18 protein-coding genes are annotated in these 24576 nt (G+C 31.7%); 11 read left to right on the top strand and 7 right to left on the bottom strand.

Annotated features, from left to right (window positions below):
* Positions 1 to 10: 10 nt before the first annotated feature.
* From trkA to C8N26_RS06105, 7 genes are all read left to right on the top strand, one after another.
* Positions 11 to 1357, top strand: a complete 1347-nt coding sequence (gene trkA, locus C8N26_RS06130; protein WP_120186497.1) for a Trk system potassium transporter TrkA — start codon at positions 11 to 13, stop codon at positions 1355 to 1357.
* Positions 1357 to 2856 (top strand): TrkH family potassium uptake protein, encoded by a 1500-nt coding sequence (locus tag C8N26_RS06125; protein WP_120186496.1) that lies wholly within the window; start codon positions 1357 to 1359, stop codon positions 2854 to 2856. The genes trkA and C8N26_RS06125 overlap by 1 nt, the downstream gene beginning before the upstream one ends.
* A 280-nt stretch (positions 2857 to 3136) precedes the next feature.
* Complete coding sequence (locus tag C8N26_RS06120; RefSeq protein ID WP_028890707.1) at positions 3137 to 3703, top strand: phage tail protein; 567 nt, start codon at positions 3137 to 3139, stop codon at positions 3701 to 3703.
* 151 nt (positions 3704 to 3854) lie between these two features.
* A complete protein-coding gene (locus tag C8N26_RS06115) occupies positions 3855 to 6935 on the top strand; it encodes a T9SS type A sorting domain-containing protein (protein WP_120186495.1) in 3081 nt (1026 codons plus the stop codon).
* 17 nt (positions 6936 to 6952) lie between these two features.
* Complete coding sequence (locus C8N26_RS13485) at positions 6953 to 7126, top strand: hypothetical protein (RefSeq protein ID WP_170141630.1); 174 nt, start codon at positions 6953 to 6955, stop codon at positions 7124 to 7126.
* A gap of 62 nt (positions 7127 to 7188) precedes the next feature.
* On the top strand, positions 7189 to 8295 hold the full coding sequence (locus C8N26_RS06110; protein WP_120186494.1) for a phosphoenolpyruvate carboxykinase (ATP): 1107 nt from the start codon (positions 7189 to 7191) through the stop codon (positions 8293 to 8295).
* Positions 8285 to 9370, top strand: coding sequence for a nucleotidyltransferase family protein (locus C8N26_RS06105; protein WP_120186493.1), 1086 nt, complete (start codon positions 8285 to 8287; stop codon positions 9368 to 9370). The genes C8N26_RS06110 and C8N26_RS06105 overlap by 11 nt, the downstream gene beginning before the upstream one ends.
* On the opposite strand, the gene C8N26_RS06100 is transcribed toward C8N26_RS06105, so the two are convergent.
* Positions 9354 to 10706, bottom strand: a complete 1353-nt coding sequence (locus C8N26_RS06100; protein ID WP_120186492.1) for a UDP-N-acetylmuramate--L-alanine ligase — start codon at positions 10704 to 10706, stop codon at positions 9354 to 9356. The two genes, C8N26_RS06105 and C8N26_RS06100, sit on opposite strands and share 17 nt — an antisense overlap.
* Before the next feature lie 185 nt (positions 10707 to 10891).
* Between C8N26_RS06100 and C8N26_RS06095 the strand changes: the two genes are divergently transcribed.
* On the top strand, positions 10892 to 16957 hold the full coding sequence (locus tag C8N26_RS06095) for an alpha-2-macroglobulin family protein (RefSeq protein ID WP_120186491.1): 6066 nt from the start codon (positions 10892 to 10894) through the stop codon (positions 16955 to 16957).
* Between the two features lie 40 nt (positions 16958 to 16997).
* A complete protein-coding gene (locus C8N26_RS06090; protein WP_120186490.1) occupies positions 16998 to 17495 on the top strand; it encodes a hypothetical protein in 498 nt (165 codons plus the stop codon).
* Between the two features lie 70 nt (positions 17496 to 17565).
* Here the strand turns inward: C8N26_RS06090 and C8N26_RS06085 are convergent, their stop codons facing one another.
* The 3 genes from C8N26_RS06085 to C8N26_RS06075 all read right to left on the bottom strand — a co-directional run bounded on the left by C8N26_RS06085 (position 17566) and on the right by C8N26_RS06075 (position 20840).
* The gene (locus tag C8N26_RS06085) at positions 17566 to 18084 is read right to left on the bottom strand and encodes a DUF4136 domain-containing protein (protein WP_120186489.1); all 519 of its coding nucleotides are present in this window, start codon (positions 18082 to 18084) and stop codon (positions 17566 to 17568) included.
* A gap of 101 nt (positions 18085 to 18185) precedes the next feature.
* Positions 18186 to 19670 (bottom strand): S8 family peptidase, encoded by a 1485-nt coding sequence (locus tag C8N26_RS06080; protein WP_120186488.1) that lies wholly within the window; start codon positions 19668 to 19670, stop codon positions 18186 to 18188.
* A gap of 162 nt (positions 19671 to 19832) precedes the next feature.
* On the bottom strand, positions 19833 to 20840 hold the full coding sequence (locus tag C8N26_RS06075; protein ID WP_120186487.1) for a M28 family peptidase: 1008 nt from the start codon (positions 20838 to 20840) through the stop codon (positions 19833 to 19835).
* Between the two features lie 67 nt (positions 20841 to 20907).
* Here C8N26_RS06075 and kdsA point away from each other — a divergent pair, with 67 nt between their 5' ends.
* Together kdsA and C8N26_RS06065 are read left to right on the top strand one after the other, a co-directional pair.
* A complete protein-coding gene (gene kdsA, locus C8N26_RS06070) occupies positions 20908 to 21726 on the top strand; it encodes a 3-deoxy-8-phosphooctulonate synthase (protein WP_120186486.1) in 819 nt (272 codons plus the stop codon).
* Positions 21727 to 21766: 40 nt separating this feature from the next.
* Positions 21767 to 22717: a transglutaminase domain-containing protein gene (locus C8N26_RS06065; protein ID WP_120186485.1), complete on the top strand. Its 951-nt coding sequence runs from the start codon at positions 21767 to 21769 to the stop codon at positions 22715 to 22717.
* Here the strand turns inward: C8N26_RS06065 and C8N26_RS06060 are convergent, their stop codons facing one another.
* Genes C8N26_RS06060 through C8N26_RS06050 form a run of 3 tightly spaced genes read right to left on the bottom strand, consistent with a single transcriptional unit; the run spans position 22718 to position 24567 of the window.
* Complete coding sequence (locus C8N26_RS06060) at positions 22718 to 23086, bottom strand: DUF1801 domain-containing protein (RefSeq protein ID WP_120186484.1); 369 nt, start codon at positions 23084 to 23086, stop codon at positions 22718 to 22720.
* 9 nt (positions 23087 to 23095) lie between these two features.
* Positions 23096 to 23317, bottom strand: coding sequence for a DUF3820 family protein (locus C8N26_RS06055; RefSeq protein ID WP_028890694.1), 222 nt, complete (start codon positions 23315 to 23317; stop codon positions 23096 to 23098).
* A gap of 41 nt (positions 23318 to 23358) precedes the next feature.
* Positions 23359 to 24567: an NAD(P)-dependent oxidoreductase gene (locus tag C8N26_RS06050; RefSeq protein ID WP_120186483.1), complete on the bottom strand. Its 1209-nt coding sequence runs from the start codon at positions 24565 to 24567 to the stop codon at positions 23359 to 23361.
* Positions 24568 to 24576 lie beyond the last annotated feature (9 nt).

The following is a 24576-nucleotide window of genomic DNA, read 5'->3' as shown; positions in this document are numbered from 1 at the left end:
AAATTTTACTATGAAGATTATAATAGCCGGGGCTGGAGACGTTGGTTTTCATTTGGCTAAACTCCTTTCTTACGAAGCACAAGACACCTATGTAATTGATTTTGACGGTGAAAAATTAGAATACCTAAACAATCACCTAGATGTTATCACTAAAAAAGGTGACGCTACCTCAATTAAACTTCTAAAAGAAATAGGAGTTAGTTCGGCTGACCTATTATTAGCTGTTACTGAGAGTCCTAATACAAATTTCACTATTTCAGTAATAGGAAAAGCACTAGGCGTAAAAAAAACTATTGCTAGAATTAGTAATCCTGAGTTTTTAGATAATCCTTGTATTAATTTTAAAGATTATGGGGTAGATTTTATGATTTCTCCTGAAGAATTAGCTGCAGAAGAAATTAAATCACTCCTACATCAGTCTTCATTTAACGATACCGTTGCCTTTGAAAATGGTGTTTTTAACATTATGGGGACAACTTTAGGATATAAGTCACCTATTCTTGATCTTACAGTAAAAGAGACGAAAGAAAAATATTGTTTAGTAGATTTTATTACCATAGCTATAAAGCGTGAAGGTACCTCTCAAACAATAATTCCAAGAGGAGATACCGAATATAAAATAAACGATCAAGTTTATTTTTCTGTCCCTAAATATAGTATTGATAAGCTTTACCCTATTATTGGTAAAGATCATATAGATATTACTAACGTAATGATTTTAGGTGGGAGTCGTGTTGGACGAAAAACAGCTAGAAAACTTTGCAAAGACAATTTTAAAGTTAAACTTATTGAAAAAGACAAAGACAAAGCTTTACAACTAGCAGAAGATCTTCGCAACACTCTGGTTATTTATGGAGATGGTAGAGATTTGGAATTGTTAGAAGAAGAAAGTATTAGAGAAATGGATGCTTTTGTAGCTGTAACAGGTGATTCTGAAACAAACATTATGTCTTGCCTCGTAGCAAAATCTAAAGGAGTTAAAAAAACAGTTGCTTTGGTTGAAAATATGGATTATATAAATATTTCTCAAACCATAGGAATTGATACTCTAATTAATAAAAAGTTAATCGCTGCTAGTAATATTTTCCGCCATATTAGAAAAGGAGAAATTGTTGCCTTAGCTAACTTACATAATGTTGACGCTGAAGTTTTTGAATTTGAAGTAAAACCTAACGCAAAAGTTACCAAAAAAATAATTCGTGAATTACGCTTTCCTAGAGAAGCTATTATTGGAGGTGTAATTAGAAATGGCGAACCTTTAATGTCTTTTGGAGATTTTCAATTACAAAGTGGAGACAAGGCTATTGTTTTTTGTTTACCTGAAGCAATAACAATTGTAGAAGATTTATTTAACTAATGGGAAATCTTAATCTAAAATTAGTTTATCGCTTTTTAGGAGTTACAGCTATCCTTAACGGGTTATTTATGTGGCTAGCACTTCCTGTTAGTATTTATTATGATGAAACTGCTAAATTAGGGATTTTAAACGCAGGAATAATTACAATTACCCTTGGTGCTTTACTCTACTTTTTTAATAAACCAGACAACAATAATATTCATAAAAAAGAAGGATACCTTATTGTAACTCTTGGGTGGTTAACATTATCTTTTACAGGAATGTTACCTTATTTACTTACTGAAACTATTCCAAGTGTTACCAATGCATTTTTTGAAACAATATCTGGGTATTCAACAACTGGTTCTTCTATTTTAACTGATATTGAATCAATGCCAAAAGGAATTTTATTTTGGCGTAGTGCTACTCACTGGATTGGTGGTATGGGGATTATTGTTCTTACTATTGCTATTTTACCTTTATTAGGTATTGGGGGAATGCAGCTTTTTATGGCAGAGGCTCCTGGGCCTTCAGCTGATAAATTACATCCAAGAATTACCGATACAGCTAAACGTTTATGGTTAATTTATGTTTTATTAACTGCTGTTGAGTTTTTACTATTAAAGGTAGCTGGAATGACTTGGTTCGATGCTATAAACCATGCAATGGCTACAGTTAGTACAGGTGGTTTTTCAACCAAAAATGCAAGTGTGGCTCATTGGAATGATACTCCTCTAATTCAATACATCATCATCTTTTTTATGTTTATAGCTGGTACTAACTTTGTACTTACCTATTTTGCATTAAAAGGAAAAGTGAGAAAAGTTATACAAAGTGAAGAATTTAAATATTATTTATTTGGAATTATTGGTATTTCTGCTATTGTTGCTGTAATGATTATCTTTTTTCAAGATCCTAATTTACAAACAACAATAGAGCACCCAAAAGTATGGGGAGAAGTAGAAAGTGCTATTCGCCATTCATTATTCTCTGTAATTTCAGTAGTTACCACTACAGGTTTTGTTACTGCCGATTTTACCATGTGGAGCTTTTTTGTTACCGCTATATTTTTCTCTCTATTTTTCTTAGGAGGCTCAGCTGGATCTACCTCTGGAGGGGTAAAAATTGTTCGACACATTATAATGCTGAAAAACAGTTTTTTAGAGTTTAAAAAATCACTACACCCAAATGCTATAATCCCTGTTCGTTATGATGGTAAAGCTGTGAATCAAACGATTATATTTAATGTACTTTCATTTTTTATCCTATACATGTTAATATTTATAATAGGTACAGTTGTGTTAGCCCTTTTAGGTTTAGACATAAAATCTGCTTTAGGTGCCTGTGCTTCTTCCTTAGGTAATATTGGACCTGCTATAGGAAGCGTAAGTCCTGTAGATAATTTTAATCATTTATCAGCAGGCGCAAAATGGTTTTGTTCTTTTTTAATGTTAATTGGTCGTTTAGAGCTATTTACTGTGTTAATTTTATTAACTCCTTTTTTCTGGAGAAAAAACTAACTTAGCTAATACACTTACCAATAAATAACATTTCTCCTTAAACGTATATACCTTAAAAATATACGTTCGCATATCAATCAAACACGCTTAAACAATAGAATTAAAGTTTAGTTTAGTTTGTCTTTAAATTTGATTTTAGAAAAAAATATTCAATATTTAGTAATTTCACAAACTTGCAACAAACAATGTAATTAACAAATAATTAGATAGTTACGTGAAACACATTGTTTTTTTTACTAAATTGTTGATCTAAACACTAACTACTAAACTTTTATTACTTATGGATCCATTTATAGGAGAAATTGTTATGTTCGGAGGAAACTTTGCTCCAAGAGGTTGGGCATTATGCGACGGCCAATTATTACCAATATCACAAAACACTGCTTTATTTTCAATTTTAGGAACCACTTATGGTGGAGACGGAAGAACAACTTTTGCTTTACCTGATTTAAGAGGTAGAGCCCCAATAGGTCCTAGACAGGGACCTGGTTTATCTGATTATAGATTAGGTCAAAGAGGAGGGGCACAAACTAACATTTTAAATGTAACCCAAATTCCTAGCCATAATCATGCTGCGACAGGGACCGTTAAAGCTTCAAGCTCTGACGGAACTACAAACGACCCTACAGGAAATGTTTTAGCCACTGGAAAAGCCCCGATAGATAGATCTAATATAGTTGATGCTAACATCTATACTAGTCCAGCCCCAAATACTAACATGGCTGCAAATGAAGTAACTGTTACTGTTGGAAATACAGGAGGAAATCAACCAATAAACAATTTGCAACCTTATTTGGCTGTTAATTACATTATTGCTTTAGTTGGTATTTTTCCTTCTAGAAACTAATTATAATTAACTTTTAAAATAGATAAACAAGCATTGATATATAATGTATCAATGTTTGTTTTTACTCAAAAAGCTTCAATAAAGAAACACTACCTCTCTGTTAATAACGTTTTTATTGAATTTATATGACTCATTTACAAATTAAGGCATTATGAAACAAAGCTATTTTATCTCGTATATATTATTTTTTATATACTCTATTACAATTAACTCTTCTTTTGCACAAACAACTTATACTTTTTCAGCACTAGGTAGTAGTAGTAATGGTTTTAAAACAATAACAACAAGTCCATCGGGAGCAAATATTATTGTTTCTGATAATATGACTTTTTACAATCCAATAATAACAGTTGGTGTTTCCAGTACCGCTAGTTTTACCTGTACTATTAAGGGAGATGGTGTTAATACAGGAACATTTACTTTTGATGATATGTTATGGGGACCGTTCACTGGTTCGAGAACTTTAACTAATACTCAAATTGTCTTTAAAGATTCTTCTGGTAATACTATTGATACATGGACTCTTTCAGCTGCCTATCAAGCCCTTTTAAGTTTTGATTCGGAGGTCTCCGCTAAAACAATTTTTGGTGAAACTAATTCAGTAGCTAATGTTGCTGAAGTTATAATTACTGCCGACTTAGATGGATCCTCAAATTCTGATAATATTGAGTTTAAAAACATAACATTAAGTTCAATTACTGCACCTGTAATAAACACAGCACCAGTAATTGGAGGTACAAGTGCTGGTCAAAGTGTAAATGATAATAGCACTATTGCTCCTTTTTCTAGTATTACAACCATGGATGCAGATGATGATAATTTATCTGCTACTATTACTTTAGATAATGATGCAAAAGGAATACTAACAGGTACAGGGCTTTCTGGTTCTGGTCCTTATACTATAGCGAGTACTACACCTACTGATTTACAGTCAAAACTAAGAGCTTTATCTTTCAACCCAACTGACAACAGAACAGCTACTTCAGAAACAACCACTTTTACAGTAGTTATTAATGATGGTACCACTGATGATACGGACAACACTACAACTGTAATTTCAAATGCAGTTGCACCTACTGTTTCTAGTGTGAGTGTACCTGCCAATGCTACTTATGTTACGGGACAAAACTTAGATTTCACTGTTAACTTTAATGAAAATGTAACCGTTAATACTACAGGAGGAATACCACAAATAGCTATTACTATCGGAGCTACCACACGCCAAGCAACTTATATTAGTGGCAGCGGAACAAGTTCTTTAGTTTTTAGACACACAATTCTTACAGGAGATCTTGACACTGACGGTATTGCTGTTGGTTCGTTAGCTGCCAATGGAAGCACTTTAAAAGATGCTGGAGGAAAAGATGCAAACCTGACTTTAAATAGTATAGGTTCTACAGCCGCTGTTTTAGTAGATGCTGTTTCTCCAACTGTTACAAGTGTTAGTGTTCCTATAAACGGTAATTATCTTACAGGTCAAAACTTGGACTTTACTGTAAATTTTGATGAGAATATAACTGTAAATACTACAGGGGGAACTCCTCAAATAGCTATCACTATTGGAGCCACTACGCGTCAAGCAGCTTACCAAAGCGGAAGCGGAACTAGTGCCTTAGTTTTTAGATACACAGTACAATCAGGTGATTCAGATACTGATGGTATAGCTCTTGGTACATTAGCTGCAAATGGAGGGACGTTAAAAGATACCGCTTCTAACGATGCTGTTTTGACATTAAACAGTGTAGGTAGTACCACCAATGTTCTTGTTGGTATAGGAACCGTTACTTGGACAGGGTCTACTGATGACAATTGGAATACAGCTTCAAACTGGGATCTTAATATAGTTCCTCCAACCAATGCAAATGTTGTTGTTCCTTCTGGTTTATCAAATTATCCAACTGCCTACTCTGCAGTTACCTTTAACTCATTAACCATAAACAGTGGTGCTTCATTTATACCACAAAGTACTGTTACTGGTACTGTTACTTATAAAAGAAGTTTACCAACTACATTATGGTACTTGGTATCACCTCCTGTTGCTGGTGAAACTTTAGAGGATATTATTGCTAACCATACCTTGGCTAGTGGAAGTGGTGGTAATTTAGGGTTAGCTCCTTATAGTAATATTACTGGACCTGCATGGTTATACGCTCAAAGTGGTAGTACAGGAACAATAACTAATGGAACAGGTGTTTCTATTAAGTTAGCCACTCCTGGAGAGGCTTCAATAAGTGGAACAGCTAATACTTCTAATATTGTTAAAGCAATTACTACAGGTAGTAGAACTAATTACAACCTTGTAGGGAATCCGTATACATCTTACATTAACTCTGCTAATTTTGCAGCTGCGAATACAGCTATACTTACTAGTGAGACCATTTGGTTATGGAACGGAACACAATACACTACCCGAAACGCAGCTAACCCAATTGAAATTGCTCCTGGTCAAGCTTTCTTTGTGGAAGCTGCAGCAAGTAACAATCTTATCTTTGCTTTCTCTAATCAAAGTCATCAAAATTCAGATACATTCATGAAGCAAGAACCTATTCCTTCAATTGAATTATCTGTCGAAAATGGTAACACAAAAAGATCTACACAAGTCTTTTATATTTCAGGAAAAACTACAGGCTATGATAGAAGTTATGATTCGAAAATGTTTGGAGAAGATACTTCTGGTTTAGCTATTTTTACTGAGTTACTCACCAATAACCAAGGAAAACAATTAGCTATTCAAACATTACCAAATAATGATTATGAAAACATGATAATTCCTGTTGGTTTAAGAGCTTTAAGCGGTAAAGAAATAACTTTTTCTGCAGATATTAAAAACTTACCAGATAACTTAAATGTGTACTTAGAAGATAAAGTGAATAATACATTTACCAACTTGTCGGAGAAAGAGTATACCGTAACACTTAATAACAACTCAAACTCTACAGGTCAATTTTATTTACATACTAGTGCTAAAAGTTCAAGTCCAACTTTACCGAATGAAACAAAAGGTATTGAATTATTTAAACCTAAAAACAGCCAAGTTATTATAGTTAAAGGACTTCAAAGTAAAAATGCTACTTTAAAAATATTTTCTTTATCAGGTAAGCAAGTTTTTGATACTGTTATTAATTCTAACGGTTACTCTGAAATTTCAATTCCTAAACTAGCTTCAGGTGTTTATCTTGTTGAGTTAGTTTCAGATCTAGGCAAAATTCCTGCTAAAATTATTTTAGACTAATTTAAACTCTAAGAATCATGAAAAAACAAACTGAAAACAACAATAAAGATATAACTAGAAAAGAGGCTTTAAAAAAAATAGGCAGCTACAGTAAATATGCAGCTTTAACAGCTTTAGGTACTTATATAATCTTAAACCCACAAAAGGCTCAGGCACAAAGCGTACCTGAAGCTCCAGGTGGTGGGTTTTAAAAAAATATTTTCATTCAAAAGAACCCCGAAAACTTTTCGGGGTTTTGTATTTTGACAAGTATATGACCATAAAAAAACTAGAAAATAAACAAGTTATTTGGTTTCAAGACAATAACGAATATCTTGTTGTAGAACCTTTGGTTGCCGAAACATTATCTCTTTTAAACAAAAAAATCAGCAAAAAAGAAATTGTTTCTCAAATAACTAAGCAAGTTAACATACCTTACCAACAAGCAATTTACCTTGTTTCCGATATTGAAGCTTTACTTATTTCTTCAGAAAATAAAAACAATAAAAAGCTAATACCTGTAACTAAGCCTAAGACTTTTGAAGTAGTAAAATACTATAACATAAATAGTTTATATTTTAAAGTAAGCTATGCTTCTGATGCCGAAGCTTTCTTAATACATCCAAAGTTTGCTCATTTAGAAGTTGAAAATATTACTAATATCAATCATCTATTTGAAGTATATAGTAACGACAATGCTATTTCTTTTTCTGTTGACAATACCCTTATTGGTACCTGGAACTTAAAAGAAGTGCATTACTTTCAAGGGAAGTTTTCAATGGAGTTAGTACAGAAAATACATCAAAAAAATGAAGAAGAATGGATAGGTACTTTTCATGCTTCAGCAGTTAGTAACAATGATAATTCTATTTTATTTTTAGGAGACTCTGGAAACGGAAAAAGCACATCACTAGCTTTGTTACAAGCCAATGGTTTTACTTGTTTAGCTGATGATTTTGTACCTGTTGACAACTCTTTAAATGTACATAGCTTTCCTTCTGCTATATCTATTAAAAAAAATAGTTTAGAAACGCTACTTCCAATCTATCCTGAATTAAAAACATCTGCTGAATATCATTTTAAAAAGCTAAATAAAATTGTTCGCTACTTACCTACAAACAATTATGATTATTCACTAAATCTTCCTTGTAAAGCTCTAATTTTCATTAAATATCAAAAAGACAGTGACTTAATCATTAATAAAATTTCAAGCATTACAGCTTTCGAGCAGTTGATTCCTGATTCTTGGTTATCTCCATTACCTCAAAATGCTGAGCTATTTTTAGATTGGTTTGAAAAATTGCCTTGTTATCAGCTAACTTATTCAAATAATGAAAAAATGATTTCAACTGTAAAAAAAATATTTGCTGATGAATTATAAAGAAACATTGTTATTTATTGCTAGGTGTTTAACCATAACACATGAAAGAATTCATCAAGAATTAATAGAAGAAACAATTAAATCGGGATTAATTAATTGGGATGCTGTAGTTAAAGTAAGTACAGGTCAATATGTATTTCCAGCTTTGTATTGTAATTTAAAACGAGCTGATTTATTACACTATCTACCTGTTGATTTAGTTGAATATATGAAGCATATTACCGATTTAAACAGAGAACGTAATCAACAAATCATAAAAGAAGCTAAAGAAATCAACAAGCTTTTACTCTCAAACAACATCACTCCTGTTTTTTTAAAAGGAACAGGTAATTTATTAGAAGGACTATACGAAGATATTGCAGAACGTATGGTGGGTGATATTGATTTTTTAGTAGAGAAAAAACATGTTAAAACCTCTTTTGAAATCCTAAAAAAAAATGGTTACACAAATAAGGTTTCTGAGCTTTTTGAAGATCACAGACATATACCCAGAATTACTCATCCGAATAAAATAGCTGCTTTAGAAATTCATAAGGATATGTTACGAAAGGAAAAAGCTACATTTTTTAATTATGAAACTGTAGAAAATTCTCTCCTTACAACTAATAACATTACAGTTCTCTCTTATGAAAACCAAATTAAGCTAACCGTGTTTTCTAAATTGATTAATGATAACGCTTACTTTTTAAAAAACATTAACCTCCGAGGAACTTACGATGTCTTTTTATTAGGTTATAAATTAAAAGTAAAAACTGAAGTATTTGACAACAATCTTTCTAAAGAGCTAAATGCTGGCTTAGATTTATACTGTAACCTTTTATCAAAACCTCAAAATCTTGAATACACTTCGGATAAAAAAAGCCAACAGTATGTATCTGATTGTCTACAGAACTTATCTCTAAATCAATATAACAAAATGAAGAAAGTAGCATTAAAACGCTATTTGAAAACATCAACAAGGCTTCAGATTTTATTCAAAGCTTTATTTAACAAATCATACTTTCTGTTTGTTACCTCTAAAATAACAGATATTAACTGGATAAAAACAAAACTAGGTTTTAAACCAAACTCTTAACCTCTTCAAAGTCTAATCCACCATAATTACCAGAGCTCATTAACAACAAGGCTGTATTATCTATGTCTTGGCTGAATAAAAACTCTTTAAACTCTTGTGGATTCGTATAGATTATTAAATCATCTCGTTCAAAAGCCTTCGCTATTTGCTCTTTTGTAACCTCTTCTAATTGTTTAATTTTTACTGCATATGGAGAGTAAAAAACAACTGCTTTGTCTGCCTTATCTAAAGCGCCTTTATATTCCGATAAAAATTCAGCATTTAAACTAGAATATGTATGTAACTCTAAACATGCTAACAAAGTTCTATCTAAATATTGATTTTTAACCGCTGCAGTAGTTGCTGCAACTTTAGATGGCGAGTGTGCGAAATCTTTAAACACAACAGCTGATAAATTTTCAGCAATCTTTTCTAATCGCTTACTCGCTCCTTTAAAACTAGCTATAGCTTCGTAAAACTCGTCTTCATCAATTCCCATGTGCTGACAAATCCATTTTGCTCCTGCTAAATTCTGTAAATTATGCTCTCCAAATATTTCCAATGGTAAATCTCCTTCTGGTGTCTCTAAATAGGTTATTCCATTTTCTATAAAATAATCAGGAGTTTTGTATGGATATTTTTTTATTGGGTGCGTTGAGCTTTCAACTACTTCTTTTAAAATGGCATCTTCTTCATTATACACCATTATTCCTCCGTTAGTAAGTGAATCTGTAAAAATTGAAAACTGTTCTACATAATTTTCAAACGTTGGAAATACATTGATATGATCCCAAGCAATACCACTCAACAATGCAATATTTGGTTTGTACAGATGAAACTTCGGGCGCATATCTATAGGTGAACTCAAATACTCATCTCCTTCCAACACAATAAACTCGTTCTCTTCAGTTAAATGTACCATAGTGTCAAAACCATCTAACTGTGCCCCTACCATATAATCTACTTCTCTATCATGATAATTCAACACATGCAAAATCATTGACGTTATTGTTGTTTTTCCGTGAGAACCACCTATAACTACACGTGTTTTATCTTTAGACTGTTCATATAAAAACTCTGGATACGAATAAATTTTTAACCCTAATTCTTCTGCTCTTAACAGCTCTGGATTGTCTTTTTTAGCGTGCATTCCTAAAATTATAGCATCTAAGTCGGTAGTGATTTTTTCTGGATACCATCCAAACTCTTCTGGCAACAACCCTTTGTTTGCTAAACGGGTTTTTGACGGATCATGAATCGTATCATCACTTCCTGTTATTTGGTATCCTTTTTGTTGTAAAGCAATAGCTAAATTATGCATTGCACTACCTCCAATGGCTATAAAATGAATTCTCATATATTAAGTTATCTGTAGTGTATAAAAACCCAAAAATACAAAACCAAGTAAGAATTTTAAGTATCTTTAAATCGAAACTCATTGAAAAGTTACATACACTCACTCAAATGCTATTATTACAAACTTTAACTTGTGATAAATTGTCATTTTTTGGTGCTTTGTAGGAATAAATGAATAATCACGTTATGAAAAAATTGACTTCTATTTTGCTAATGATTTTATTTTCAACCTTAGTAAACGCTCAAGAAAATTATAAAGACTTGTGGGAAAAAGTTCACAAGTACGAATTGGATAATTTACCTAAATCAGCATTAAAAGTGGTAAACACCATTTATGAAAAAGCTGAAAAAAGCAACAACTCGCCTCAAATTATAAAATCGCTATTTTATAAAAGTAAATACTCATTGACTCTAGAGGAAAATGCACAGTTGAAAATTATTAATCAATTCAAAAAACAAATTGATAAAAGTAGTTTTCCTATACAAAATGTGTTAGAAAACATTCTAGCCAATTTGTATTGGCAATATTTTAATGAAAATAGATGGAAATTTTACAATCGAACACAAACACAAAATAAGGTTGATGAAAACGATTTTAGAACTTGGGATTTAGATACACTTTTTGCTGAAATTCATTGTCATTATCAAAATTCTCTAGAAAATGAACGTGAACTTCAAAAAACAGATATATACACCTTTGGTGATATCATTCATGCTGAAAAAGATTCTAAGAAGTATCGTCCTACCCTATTTGATTTTTTAGCTCATAATGCTTTAGCTTTCTATAAGACTACAGAAACTAATATTACAAAACCTACTTATCAATTTAAAATAGATAATCCACAATATATAAGTAGTGTTAAAAAATTTTCAGCTTTAAAACTTACTTCTAAAGACGATTTATCTCTACAGTTTAATGCTTTAAAAATCTATCAAAAACTCATCAGTTTTCATTTAAAAAACAACAATTTAGATGCTTTGGCAGATGTTGACATTCAACGACTACATTTTGTTAATCAGCATGCAACTTTTAGTGACAAACAAGAACTGTTTTTACAAACCTTAACTACATCAGTTACTAATTATAATAACAAAGAAATTGGTAGCTTATACAACTATGAAATTGCTCGAATTTACAATCAACAAGTTAACTTATACAAAACTGATAAAAATAAAGACTTCCGTTTTAAAAATAGAGAAGCTTTAGCCATTTGTAATAAAGTTATACAGCAATTTCCTAAAAGTCTAGCTGCTAAAAAGTGTAAAACATTACAACAACAAATTACAACAGCATCGTTGAATCTTCTTTCTGAAAAATTTGTTCCAACAAATACTCCTTCAAGAATATTAGTTACTTATAACAATATTGATAAACTTTACTTTTCGGCATATAAAATCAATCAAAAACAATTAGAAGAACTTCAAAAAATTTACAAAGAAGAAGAAAAAGCTAGCTTCATAAAAAAACTTACAAAAGCTACTTCTTGGAATAGTAATTTACGAAACGAAAAAGATTACTTACAACATACAACTGAAGTAGTTGTCCCTAAACTTACTCAGGGAAATTATTTAATTGTAGCACATAAAAATGCTGCTTTCAATACTGCCGACTTATATGCTACCGCTAATGTACAAGTAACTAACTTAGCTTTGATTGAAAATAGTAGTAAAGGAATAAGAACTTATCAAGTTGTTGATAGAATGACTGGAGCACCTATTAAAAATGCCCAATTACTTCTTCAAAACAAACAATCTCGGTACGGAAAAAAAATTCATAAACTATTAACCACTGATAAAAATGGTTTTGCTTTATTTAAAAGTGAAGTGAACTACAGTAATGTTTACATTACAGTTACTACAAAAGACGATACTGCTATTTTTGGCAACTATTACTTGTACAAACATCATGAACAAGAGTTAGCCAACAACAAAGAACAAATACGTATAAAATCTTTTATTTTTACAGACAGAAGCATTTATAGACCAGGTCAAACTGTATATTTTAAAGGTATTTCCATTAAGTTTTCTAAAAACAGCTCTAATGTCGTATCTAACAAAGATGTAAACATAAAAGTCGTTGACGCCTCAAGAAATAATATCACAGACCTAAAATTAAAAACTAATGAATTTGGGTCATTTTCTGGGACGTTTACTATTCCCAACAATGGATTAACTGGTGAATTTTCTATTAGGACTAGTATAGAAAATCAACTAAACTTTTTTCCTTTTCAAGTTGAAGAATACAAACGACCAAAATTTGAAACCGAATTTAAACCCATTACCAAAACCTACAAAGTAAACGATAGCATAACTGTAAATGGATTTGCCAAAGCTTTTGCTGGTTCAAATATTACAGATGCTAAAGTTGTATATCGAGTACATCGTAAAGTACAATACCCTATTTGGTGGTATTGGCGCAAACCTCAGTTTATTTCAGAAGCTCAAGAGATTACACATGGTGAGTTAACAACCGATTCTCAAGGAAATTTTGAAATTACATTCAAATCTTTACCTGACGAAAGTGTTGACAAAAAAAGTTTACCTGTTTTTGAGTACGAAGTTACTGCTGATGTTACCGATGTAAATGGAGAAACTCGCTCAGCAACCTCTATTGTTAAAGTTGGGTATCATGCACTACTTGCTAGTATACAAATTCCTTCAACTATCAATAAGGATGCTAAGAGCTCCAAAATTAAAATCTCGAGTAAAAATTTAAATGGAGAGTTTGTTCCTGCGGAAGGAAGTATAAAAGTTTATAAACTTCAAGCACCTAAAAATCCGTTACGTGAAAGACCATGGGACACTCCAGATTATCAAGATATCTCTGAAACTGAATTCAGAAAACTATTTCCTCATGATGCTTACACTTCAGAAGAAGAAAACCCTGATAATTGGAAAAAGGGAACACTAGTTTTTGAGCAAACTTTCAACACTCAAAAATCAAAAGAAATTACTCTTACTAATTATAAAAAGTGGAATTCAGGAAAGTATATAGTTGTATTAGAGTCTAAAGATGAATTCGGTCAAAAAGTTACTGACAAAACTCGTTTCACATTAACTTCTAAAGATGAAAGAAGTATAGCAGATAGTCAGTTATTTATTTACAACACTAATAAAACAGTTTACAACCCAAACGATAAAATCGAATTACAAATTGGTTCTGCTTCAAAAGATGTAACTATAATAGTTCAAATAGAAAAAAGTCAGGAAATTATAAAAACCGAATTTGTTCATCTAAGTAACAACCTAAAAACTATCAAAATTCCTGTTACGAAAGAAGATATAGGCGGATTTGCTATCAAATACTACTTTGTAAACTATAACAGCTTTGTAAGTGGAACTATTCCTATTTCAGTGCCGAATGAGCAAGAAACTATTACTATAGAAACCAATACATTTAGAGATAAACTACAACCCGGAGCAGAAGAAACTTGGAGTTTTACCATTAAAAATGATAAAAACAATAAAGTAACCGCTGAAGTATTAGCGAGTATGTATGATGTTTCTTTAGATGAGTTTAAACCACATCTTTGGAAGTTTTCACCTATCTCTACTTCTACATATTACTCGTATACTGGTAATGCAAACGCTTATCAAAGTTTTGGTAATGAACATTTCAGAGTTTTTAACAATACTTACCTATCATCTTTTAAAACACAACGATATGACCAATTGAATTGGTTTGGTTTTTACTTCGGAAGGAATAAAGATATTCTTTTAAGAGGGGCTTCTAGAAGGTTAAAAAATGAAATTTCAGAACCAGAAGCTATTATGGAAGAAGCTGAAATTGAAGATAGTAATGTTCCTTTTTCTTCTAAAGATGCTTCTTATAGTCCACCTCCTAAAAAAGAATATAAACAAGAAAAAGCTTCTTTAGATAGAGTTCAAATTCGTAAAAACCTTCAAGAAACAGCTTTTTTCTATCCACACTTAAAAACAGATGAAAAGGGAAATGTAACCTTTAGTTTTACCACACCTGAATCATTAACACGATGGAAATTACAATTATTAGCTCATACTAAGGAAGTACAATCAGCAACTAAAACATTAACTACCGTTACCCAAAAAGAGTTAATGGTAATACCAAATGCACCTAGATTTTTAAGAGAAGGAGATCAAATTACATTCAGTACTAAAATTGCTAATATTTCTGACAAAAACTTACAAGGTAATGCACAACTTATACTAACCGATGTAATTACTGGAAAAGACATTGATTTGCTAGTTAATTCATCAAAAAATCAATCTTTTAATGTTGATGCAAATGGAAACACACAAGTTTCTTGGAACTTGTCTATTCCTGATACTTACCAAGCTATTCAATATAAAGTAGTTGCCAAAGCAGGAGATTTTTCTGATGGAGAGCAAAATGTGTTACCTGTCTTATCAAACCGAATGTTAGTTACCGAAACACTACCAATATGGGTACGTAGCAATCAAACCAAAACATTCACTTTGGATAAATTAAAAAATAATACTTCTAGCTCTTTAAAAAATCACAAACTTACTTTAGAAGTAACCTCTAACCCTGCATGGTATGCGGTACAAGCTTTACCTTATTTAATGGAATACCCATACGAGTGTAGTGAACAAACCTTTGCGCGTTATTATGCAAATACTTTGGCTAGTCATATAGCGAATTCAAATCCAAGAATTCAAGAAGTATTTAATGCTTGGAAATCTTCAGATGCTTTGTTGAGCAACTTGGAAAAAAATCAAGAATTAAAATCGTTGATTATTCAAGAAACGCCTTGGTTACGTGATGCACAATCTGAAACCGAACAAAAGAAGCGTATTGCTTTGTTATTTGATTTAAACAAAATGAAAAACGAGCAACAAAACGCCATTAATAAACTATTGCAAATGCAATTAAACAATGGAGGATTCCCTTGGTTTAAAGGGAATGATAATCCTAATGTTTATATCACAAATCATATTGCTACTGGTTTTGGACATTTACAAAAATTAGGTATTGATAATAAAGATGATTCTTTACAAAAAATGCTTGTGGATGCTATCCACTTTTTAGATGCTGAAATTGAACATACGTACAAAAGATTATTAGAAAGCGCTGAACGTATTAAAGCTGAAAAAGGTCAAAAAAAATATACTGAGTACTTAAAGAAAAACCATCTAAACTATTTCATTATTCAGTATTTATACATGCGTTCTTTTTATACTAATATTGAAATTAACGATACGACAAAAACCGCTTTTGAATACTATAAAAGTCAAACAGCAACTTACTGGAAAGAGTTTAATTTATATGGAAAAGGACAAATTGCCTTGCTACAGTTTAGAAATGGTAATACACAAATTTCTTCTAAAATTTTAAAATCTTTAAGAGAGAACAGTATTACTTCTGATGAATTAGGAATGTATTGGAAAGAAAATCAACCGAGTTGGTATTGGCACCAAGCCCCTATTGAAACCCAATCGTTGTTAATTGAAGCTTTTTCAGAAATTGAAAATAACACAGAAACGGTTGATAACTTAAAAATATGGTTACTAAAAAACAAACAAACCAATCGTTGGAAAACCACCAAAGCAACTACTGAGGCTGTATATGCTTTATTATTACAAGGTAGTGATTGGATCTCGGTAACTGATATGTTAGATATTAAAATAGGAAACCAGACTATCAATCCAACAAAATTAGAAAACACAAAAATTGAAGCGGGTACTGGTTATTTTAAAACTTCATGGAATGGTTCTGAAATCACTCCTAATATGAGTACTGTTAGTATTTCTAAAAAAGGAAAAGGTATTGCTTGGGGTGGATTGTATTGGCAGTATTTTGAAGATTTAGATAAAATCACCTCCGTTAAAAATCCGTTAAATTTGAACAAAAAATTGTTCAAAAAAATTAACACAGACACAGGAAAAAAACTGCAAGAAATCACCAAAGACACACGCTTAAAAGTTGGAGATATAGTTACCGTTAGAATAGAACTTCGTTCAGATAGAGATATGGAGTTTGTACACATGAAAGATATGCGAGCAAGTGGTGTTGAACCAATTAACGTATTATCACAATACAAATGGCAGGATGGTTTAGGGTATTATGAAAGTACAAAAGATGCGGCAACAAATTTCTTTTTTGATCGTTTACCTAAAGGCGTATATGTTTTTGAATATGATGTTCGCATAAATAACGCTGGTTATTTCAGCAATGGGATTACTACTATTCAGAGCATGTATGCACCTGAATTTAGTAGTCATTCAAAAGGAGAGAGATTACTAATTAAATAAAATAACTATCTTAGCAACACATAACATTAAATTAAAAATTATGAAAAAAATCTTTTTATTCATTGGTTTTTTAACCCTTTCGTTTATTACAGCAAATGCCCAAGAAATTTCTGACAACGCTATCGGTCTTCGTTTAGGTGACAATGATGGTTTCGGTGGAGAAATATCTTACCAACGTAGATTAAGCGATAACAATCGTTTAGAGATTGACCTAGGTTTGAGAAACGGTAATAATTATGATGGGTTTAAAGCCACAGGTTTATACCAATGGGTATGGCAAATAGAAAACCGTTTTAACTGGTATGCAGGTGCTGGTGGTGGTTTAGGTTTCTGGAGTATTGATGATTATACAGCTGGAGGCGTAACTTATAAAGGAGGTTCTGAAACATTTGTTTTTGTTTCTGGAGTTGTAGGTATCGAATATAACTTTGATATTCCTTTAATCTTATCTTTAGACTTTAGACCAGAAATTGGTTTTAATGATGCTTACGATGGGTTTAATTCTGACTTCGGTTTAGGTATACGCTACCAATTCTAAAAAGACAGTAATAAAGTTCTATAAAAAAACCTCCAAGTTATTTTGGAGGTTTTTCTTTTTTTAACTGTTTCTATTTTTTAGGAGGATAATTACTCATAATTTTTTGTATTAGTTTTTGATAATAAACTCTCCTTTCTTCAGGAGTAGTTTTTTCTTTAATTTCACTATTAGAAATCCCTTGCCATATTAACTGATTGTATTTACTTTCAACAAAATCTATTGTTAATTGCTGATTTATTTTTCTACTTTCAATGGGTATGCCTCCTGAAATTCCAAACCCAACATTTCTTCCTCCACTTCCTAAGCCAACACCTATCGTATTTCTATTAAGAGATTCTCTTTCTTCAGATAAGATATTGATATACATATCTGGGTTTTCAGTCAATTGCATTCCTTTAGCTTCCAAAGCCGCTGTTACTTCGTATGTAACCCTTTTTATATCCAACTCATTTAAACCTTTACCAGCATCTTCAAAAAAATTGAAAGTTTTGTATTGGTTAAAATCTGTTTGACTATCGTAGTCATATGCTATTTTAGAAGAGGAACATCCAATAATAACTAGCAGAAAAAAATATTTGTAATACTTCATATATAAACTCTTTACGGTGTCTTTAATCAAAAACTATACCTTATAAAAATACAAAAAGCCTCGCGTAAACGAGACTTTTTCTAAGGTTAGTTAGTTGATTTTTATTGAACTGCTTTTAAAGCATCAATATTTCCATATCCAAACTCAGAATGTTTGTTCGGATAAAAATCAGCGGATTCTTTCATTTTTTGTAAAACTTGTTCTCTTGACCAAGAAGGATTTTTTGCCCATACCAATGCAGCAATACCTGCTGTAGTAGCTGTAGCTACAGATGAACCTCCAATATAATTTTCCTGCCCGTCATAATAACTTAATACAGGTATTTTATTATCCGTTCCGTTAGTACGTTGCATTTGTACAGTAAAATCAATTTGTGATCCTGTATGACATACATCACACTTGCTATATTGTCCTTCTTTAACACCTGTTACCGCAACAGTTTCAGGCATACTTGCAGGAAAAATTACTCCATACCAAGTAGTAAATGAAGTAGAAGTTCCTCCAGCTGCTAAAATCATCTTTCCTTTGCTATGTGCATACTTAACTGCATCCGACACATTTCCAATACTAAACGGATAGCCAATTGACATAGAAATTACTTTTACATCATTTCTATTTGCTAAAGCTGTTAACGCTTCTACAACTCCTCTTTTTTCATGATAATCATCTATTACTACATTTTCAACAGCTCTATATGTTACTAGGTTTGCGTTATAAGCAACACCTACAGGTAAGTTATCATTATTTCTTGGAGCTGTGGCTACTGCTGCCATTTTAGTTCCATGACCACATTTATCATTTACTCCGTCATAATTATTAGACCATGCCCACCAAGAATCTACAAAGGTTCCATATTTCTGAACTGTTCTTCCTGATGAATAGCCATCATTAAAATATTGGTTCATCCATTTTTGCTCTGGTGATAAACCTGAATCCACAATTGCCACCGTTACTCCCGATCCAGTACTATAATTCCAAGCTTGAGAAATATTATGTGCATCGAAGGACCAAGGTAATCTAGCTCCTGGAGATACTGTACGGTAATCACCCGTATTTAAAGTTGTATTGCCATACCCACACCCTGAAGAACCTGATGAATCTGATTTAGCTTGAGCAGTTGCCTCTAAAAAATTATACGCTGCTGGCTCAATATAACGTACTCTGCTATCTTTTAATAAAATGCTAATAGTTTCTTTACTCGTTACCTTTATGTCAAGGTAATTGATATTCTCATCTACATATAATTCCGAACTTCCTTTTGCCGAAGTTGGTTCATTATTTTTTACTAAAGCTATTAAAGCTTCTTTAATATTTTCTGTTTCTGTATTTTTTGCAAAATTATTTTTGGAATTACCATAGCCTATTGTTAAAATATTTTCTCCATGACTTACTGCACTCCAAATTATATGTGCATCTTGCGACATCCAGTTAAAATCTCCTGTTTCTTGTAAAGAAGTATTTATTATTGCGTTAATTTCTTTTTTGGTAAGTATATCTTGTTCTTTTTCTGTTTCTAATGTTTCATCATTTTTAGAACATGAAATCATAGTTAAAACAACCGTTAAGCTTAAAAGTATTTTTTTCATTTTCGAAGGGGTTTAAATTAAAACTTTTCGAATATAGTAAAATTTTAATACAATTTTAACACTTTAATTGATTTAACTAACACAAAATTAACATTTTACTAAAAACACAATACCTGATCCCAATAAAAAAGGAGCTCATGGCTCCTTTTTTACTTTAAGTTTTCAATATGTTTGCTCCATATTAACTCTAGTAGGTGTATCTTTTCCTTCAATAATGCTTTGAGTTCCTCTAGCAACTGCTTTAACAGTTTCTGTTAAAACAGTCATATTTAACGTTTCAGCCTCGTCTGTTACTTTATGATAATCTGCATCAATATCAATTGGAGTGGTTGAAAATGTATGAGACGGCACACCTAAACGTGCTAAAGAAGCATTATCCGATCTTAAGAACAATTGAAATTTCGGATATGGATCTGGAAATAACTTGTATCCTGATCCTTCTAAATTCTTTTGAATTATTTTTCCAAAATCCGATTTATCAAAACCTGTTAACCATGCAGTTTTAGGTCCTGTTTTTGGTTGTTTTCCTATTAACTCTAAATTAATTCCAGCTACAAATTTACTAGCATCAATCCCTTTTCCAAAGTATTCAGAACCTATTAATCCCATTTCTTCAGCTGTAAAACATACAAACAAAATACTACGTTCGTTATTTCCTTTTTTAGCATAATACTCAGCTAATGATAATACACCGGTAACACCAGAAGCATCATCATTCGCACCATTAAAAATTCTATCCCCTTCTCCATCTTTCTTTATACCTAAATGATCATGATGTGCAGATACAATAACAAACTCATCTTTTTTAGACTTTCCTTCTAACAAGCCTATAATATTGCTCATTTTGATTCCTTTATACTCAAAGTTTTGGCGATATGTAGTTAATGTATCAAAAGTTTTTAAACCTATTCTTTTATATTCATTTTCTATATACTGAGTTGCTTTTTCCATCCCCTCAGTACCAGGTTTTCTACCTTCCATTTCATCTGAAGCAAGTGTATATAAGTGTTTTCTTACTAAAATAGAATCAATTAACTCTTCTTTACTTTGTTTTTTCTGAGTTACCTCTACAACATTCATAGCAACTTCGTTACTAGTCTTTTTAGTCTGCTTACACGATAATAAAATTAATACACTTACAAGTGCTAATGGATATAAAAATCTTTTCATTCTTTATTTATTTAAAAGCCTAAATATAACCAATTTAATTTCTTAATTTTGTTGAAAATTTTTAAGGATGGCTTTAACTGATATTCCAAACATAAAACATACTAATTCAAACAATTTTTTCTTACTTGCTGGTCCTTGTGCCATTGAAGGAGAAGATATGGCAATGCGAATTGCTGAAAGAGTAATTACCATTACAGATAAATTAGAAATTCCTTATGTATTTAAAGGAAGTTTTAAAAAAGCAAATCGTAGTAGAATAGATAGTTTTACAGGAATTGGTAACGAAAAAGCATTAAAAATTTTACGTAAAGTTTCTGAAACTTTTAATATTCCTACCGTAACCGACATTCATGAAGTTTCTGATGCAGAAAAAGCAGCTCAATATGTAGATGTATTACAGATACCTGCTTTCTTAGTTCGTCAAACCGATTTGGTCGTAGCTGCGGCGAAAACTGGTAAAATTGTTAACTTAAAAAAAGGACAATTTATGAGTCCTGAAGCTATGCAACATGCGGTAAAAAAAGTACATGATGCTGGTAACCAAAAAGCATGGATAACTGATAGAGGTACCATGTTTGGATATCAAGATATGATTGTTGATTTCCGAGGAATTCCAACCATGCGTCAATATGCTCCTACTGTATTAGATGTTACACATTCATTACAACAGCCTAATCAATCAAGTGGTGTTACTGGTGGACGTCCAGATATGATTGAAACAATTGCTCGTGCAGGTGTGGTTAACAATGTTGACGGGTTATTTATTGAAACTCATTTTGATCCTGCCAATGCAAAGAGTGATGGAGCAAACATGTTACACCTTGATTATTTAGAAGGTTTACTTACCAACTTAGTAACAATTAGAAAAACCATTAATAATTTATAGGCACAATTTTTGTTTTATAAAGTTGTTTTTAAACTCATATATGAAACAACTTCTTTTTTTATTCTTTCTAGTTACTACTATCGTAAGTGCACAAGACTTTTCTTTAATTGAAGAGAAAGTTAATAGTTACCCTAAATTTAGTGAAGTAGAACGTCTAGCTCAGCAGATTGCAAACGATTTTAAAACTGAAGAACAGCAAGTACAGGCTGCGTTTTATTGGCTTGCTCATAATATTAGATATGATTTGGAAGGATATTACAACCCGAAGCAAAAAAGAATCTCCTTTAGATACAGGAATGAGCAAGAAAAATTAGAAAAGCTACAGGCTATAAAAGACGATATTGTTAACGAAACTTTATTGACTCGAAAAGCCATTTGTGAGGGATATGCGCAAACTTTTGCGAAAATTTGCTCAATACTTCAGATTGAGAATGAAGTTATAAAAGGATATATCAGAAATTCCTCAAACGATATAGCTAATCCTAAAACCAGCTCAAATCATGCTTGGAACGCTGTTAAGCTGAATGATAAATGGATTTATATTGATGCTACATGGGCAGCTGGTGTTGTGAATAATAACAGATGGCAACCTTCATTTAATGCTTACTACTTCAATTTTCCAAAAAAAAAATACTTTAAAACTCATTTCCCTGAAAAGAAACTTTGGCAATTAAGAGTTGGTAGAATGGATAAAAAAGATTTTTATAACCAACCAATTTATGATGCTGCCTTTTTAAAATCAGATTTAGAATTAATAACTCCTTCTAAAGGGCTGTTAGAAAAAGATTCTATTATTGAATTAAAAATAAAAAATCTACGTCCTAATCAATCAGTTTTCTTTGGATATAGTGGATACCGATATGCAGTAAAACCACACAGCATATCTATCAAAAATAATGTTGCCACAATTACAACCTCTCCTCTTGAAAATAGCAAACAGCTATTTTTAATCATAGATAAAGAGGTTATGCTTGAATTCTTGATTCAGTAATTATTTCCTCCAAAAACCTTTATGATTGTGTTTTGCTACTTCTTCTAAAACTTGTAGTAGTATTTCTTCGTTAATTTCTTCTATTGATGAATAACGGAGTGATTTTACCACTGTTCTTCCTTCCGAAACTAAAAAAGCATCAAAATCTTCTAAAATACCTTTTGCCCAAAATCCAACGTCAACAAAACCTTTTTTATGGGATGCATTCATATAGCACAGTTGTTTACCGTTAATATAATATACTGGTATTTTCCACTTATACTTTAGTTCTAAATCTTGAAAATTACTTTCTATCAATACCTGCAGATGCAGTAAAATAGACTTGAATGGTTCTGGTTGTTTGAGTATATATTCTTCAGCTGGTTTCATTTACCAAATTTAAGAAACTCGACGAATTTTCCTCAAAATATCTTCTAGTCCGTTTAACTTCAATTCATAAACCAACTCTAACATTGTACCTAATTTACCTTTAGGAAAACCTTTATTTTTATACCAAACAATATAATATTCAGGAATTTCAATTAAATACGTTCCTTTATATTTACCAAAAGGCATTCTCATGTTTGCTGTATCAATTAAAAATTGCTTGTCTGGTATCATATTTAAATAAAAAATCCCGCCGAAGCGGAAGTTAAATTGTGTTATTCTTTTCCGTCTACGTAATCCTGCAAATATGCATAACGTTCAGTTAATTTACCAGTATTTGTTGTCATTTTTGATCGAGCTAAAATTCCATCTTTATCATTGTTATAAAATGCAGGAATTACATGCTCTAAAAACATTTCTCCAAAACCTTCACTAGCATCTTTAGGTAACTCACAAGGTAAATTATCTACAGCCATTACCGTGATGGCTTTTTCATCTTTATAATCAATTTCTGATTCCGTTTCTGGATTGTAACCATAAATAGGATCAGCTATTGTAGAAGCTCTTAATGTTGATGCTACAGGTCCGTCAATATCACATGAAATATCAGCTACATACTTTATTCTAAACTCAGGATGTTTAGCATCTTCACGTGTAAATAAATACGGAGCTCCATCTCCATAAAAATGACCAGCTATAAAGAAATCAGTTTGTTTAGCATACGACATAAAATTACTTTCGTAACCAGTTGGATCTTTATAAAACTCAAACTTATCTCCTACTTTACCATCTTTACGTTTTGCATATTCCATTACATCAGCTATACAATATACTGGCTCAGTAAACTCACTTGTTAAATACAAAGCATCACTTACTTGTTTAATTTTTAGATGGTCTAATATTTCTTGAGCCCCCTTAGCTACTTTTCCTGTTCCTGTTAGCAATATTTTTATGTTAGGTAAACTAATTTTATCTAATTCAGCTTTTACCGCATCTAAATCGGCTAAGGTTTCTACTTTAGGTAAATTGAATAAACCTTCACGTAAGCCCAAAGCCCTGAAACCATTATATGCACCTACTAAACCTGCATAACGACCAAAACCAATTAATCGTGCTCCGTTTTCTTGCACAATGGTTTCATGATCAAACATTTCAATATTTTTTTCTAGCATCGCTTTTAACAACTTACGGTTGTATGGCTGTTTTTTGATAGTATGACTAAAGAAAAAGTATTTTTTATTTGGAATTAATTCGTCAACAGGAACTTCTTTTACACCTAATAACACATCACAATCTGAAACGTCATTGGTTACTTCGAACCCAGCATTTTTATAGGCTTTATCAGAAAAAACTCGAATATTAGAACTTTCTACCACTATTTCCGCTTGAGGAAACTGCTTTTTAAATTCTTGCAACTTTTCAGGTGAAAATACAACTCTTCTATCTGGTGGATTTTTACGCTCTTTTATAATTCCGAATTTCATTCTTTACTT

The organism is Tenacibaculum lutimaris (assembly GCF_003610735.1).
Lineage (GTDB): Bacteria > Bacteroidota > Bacteroidia > Flavobacteriales > Flavobacteriaceae > Polaribacter > Polaribacter lutimaris.
This window is presented reverse-complemented; position numbering and strand designations above follow the sequence as displayed.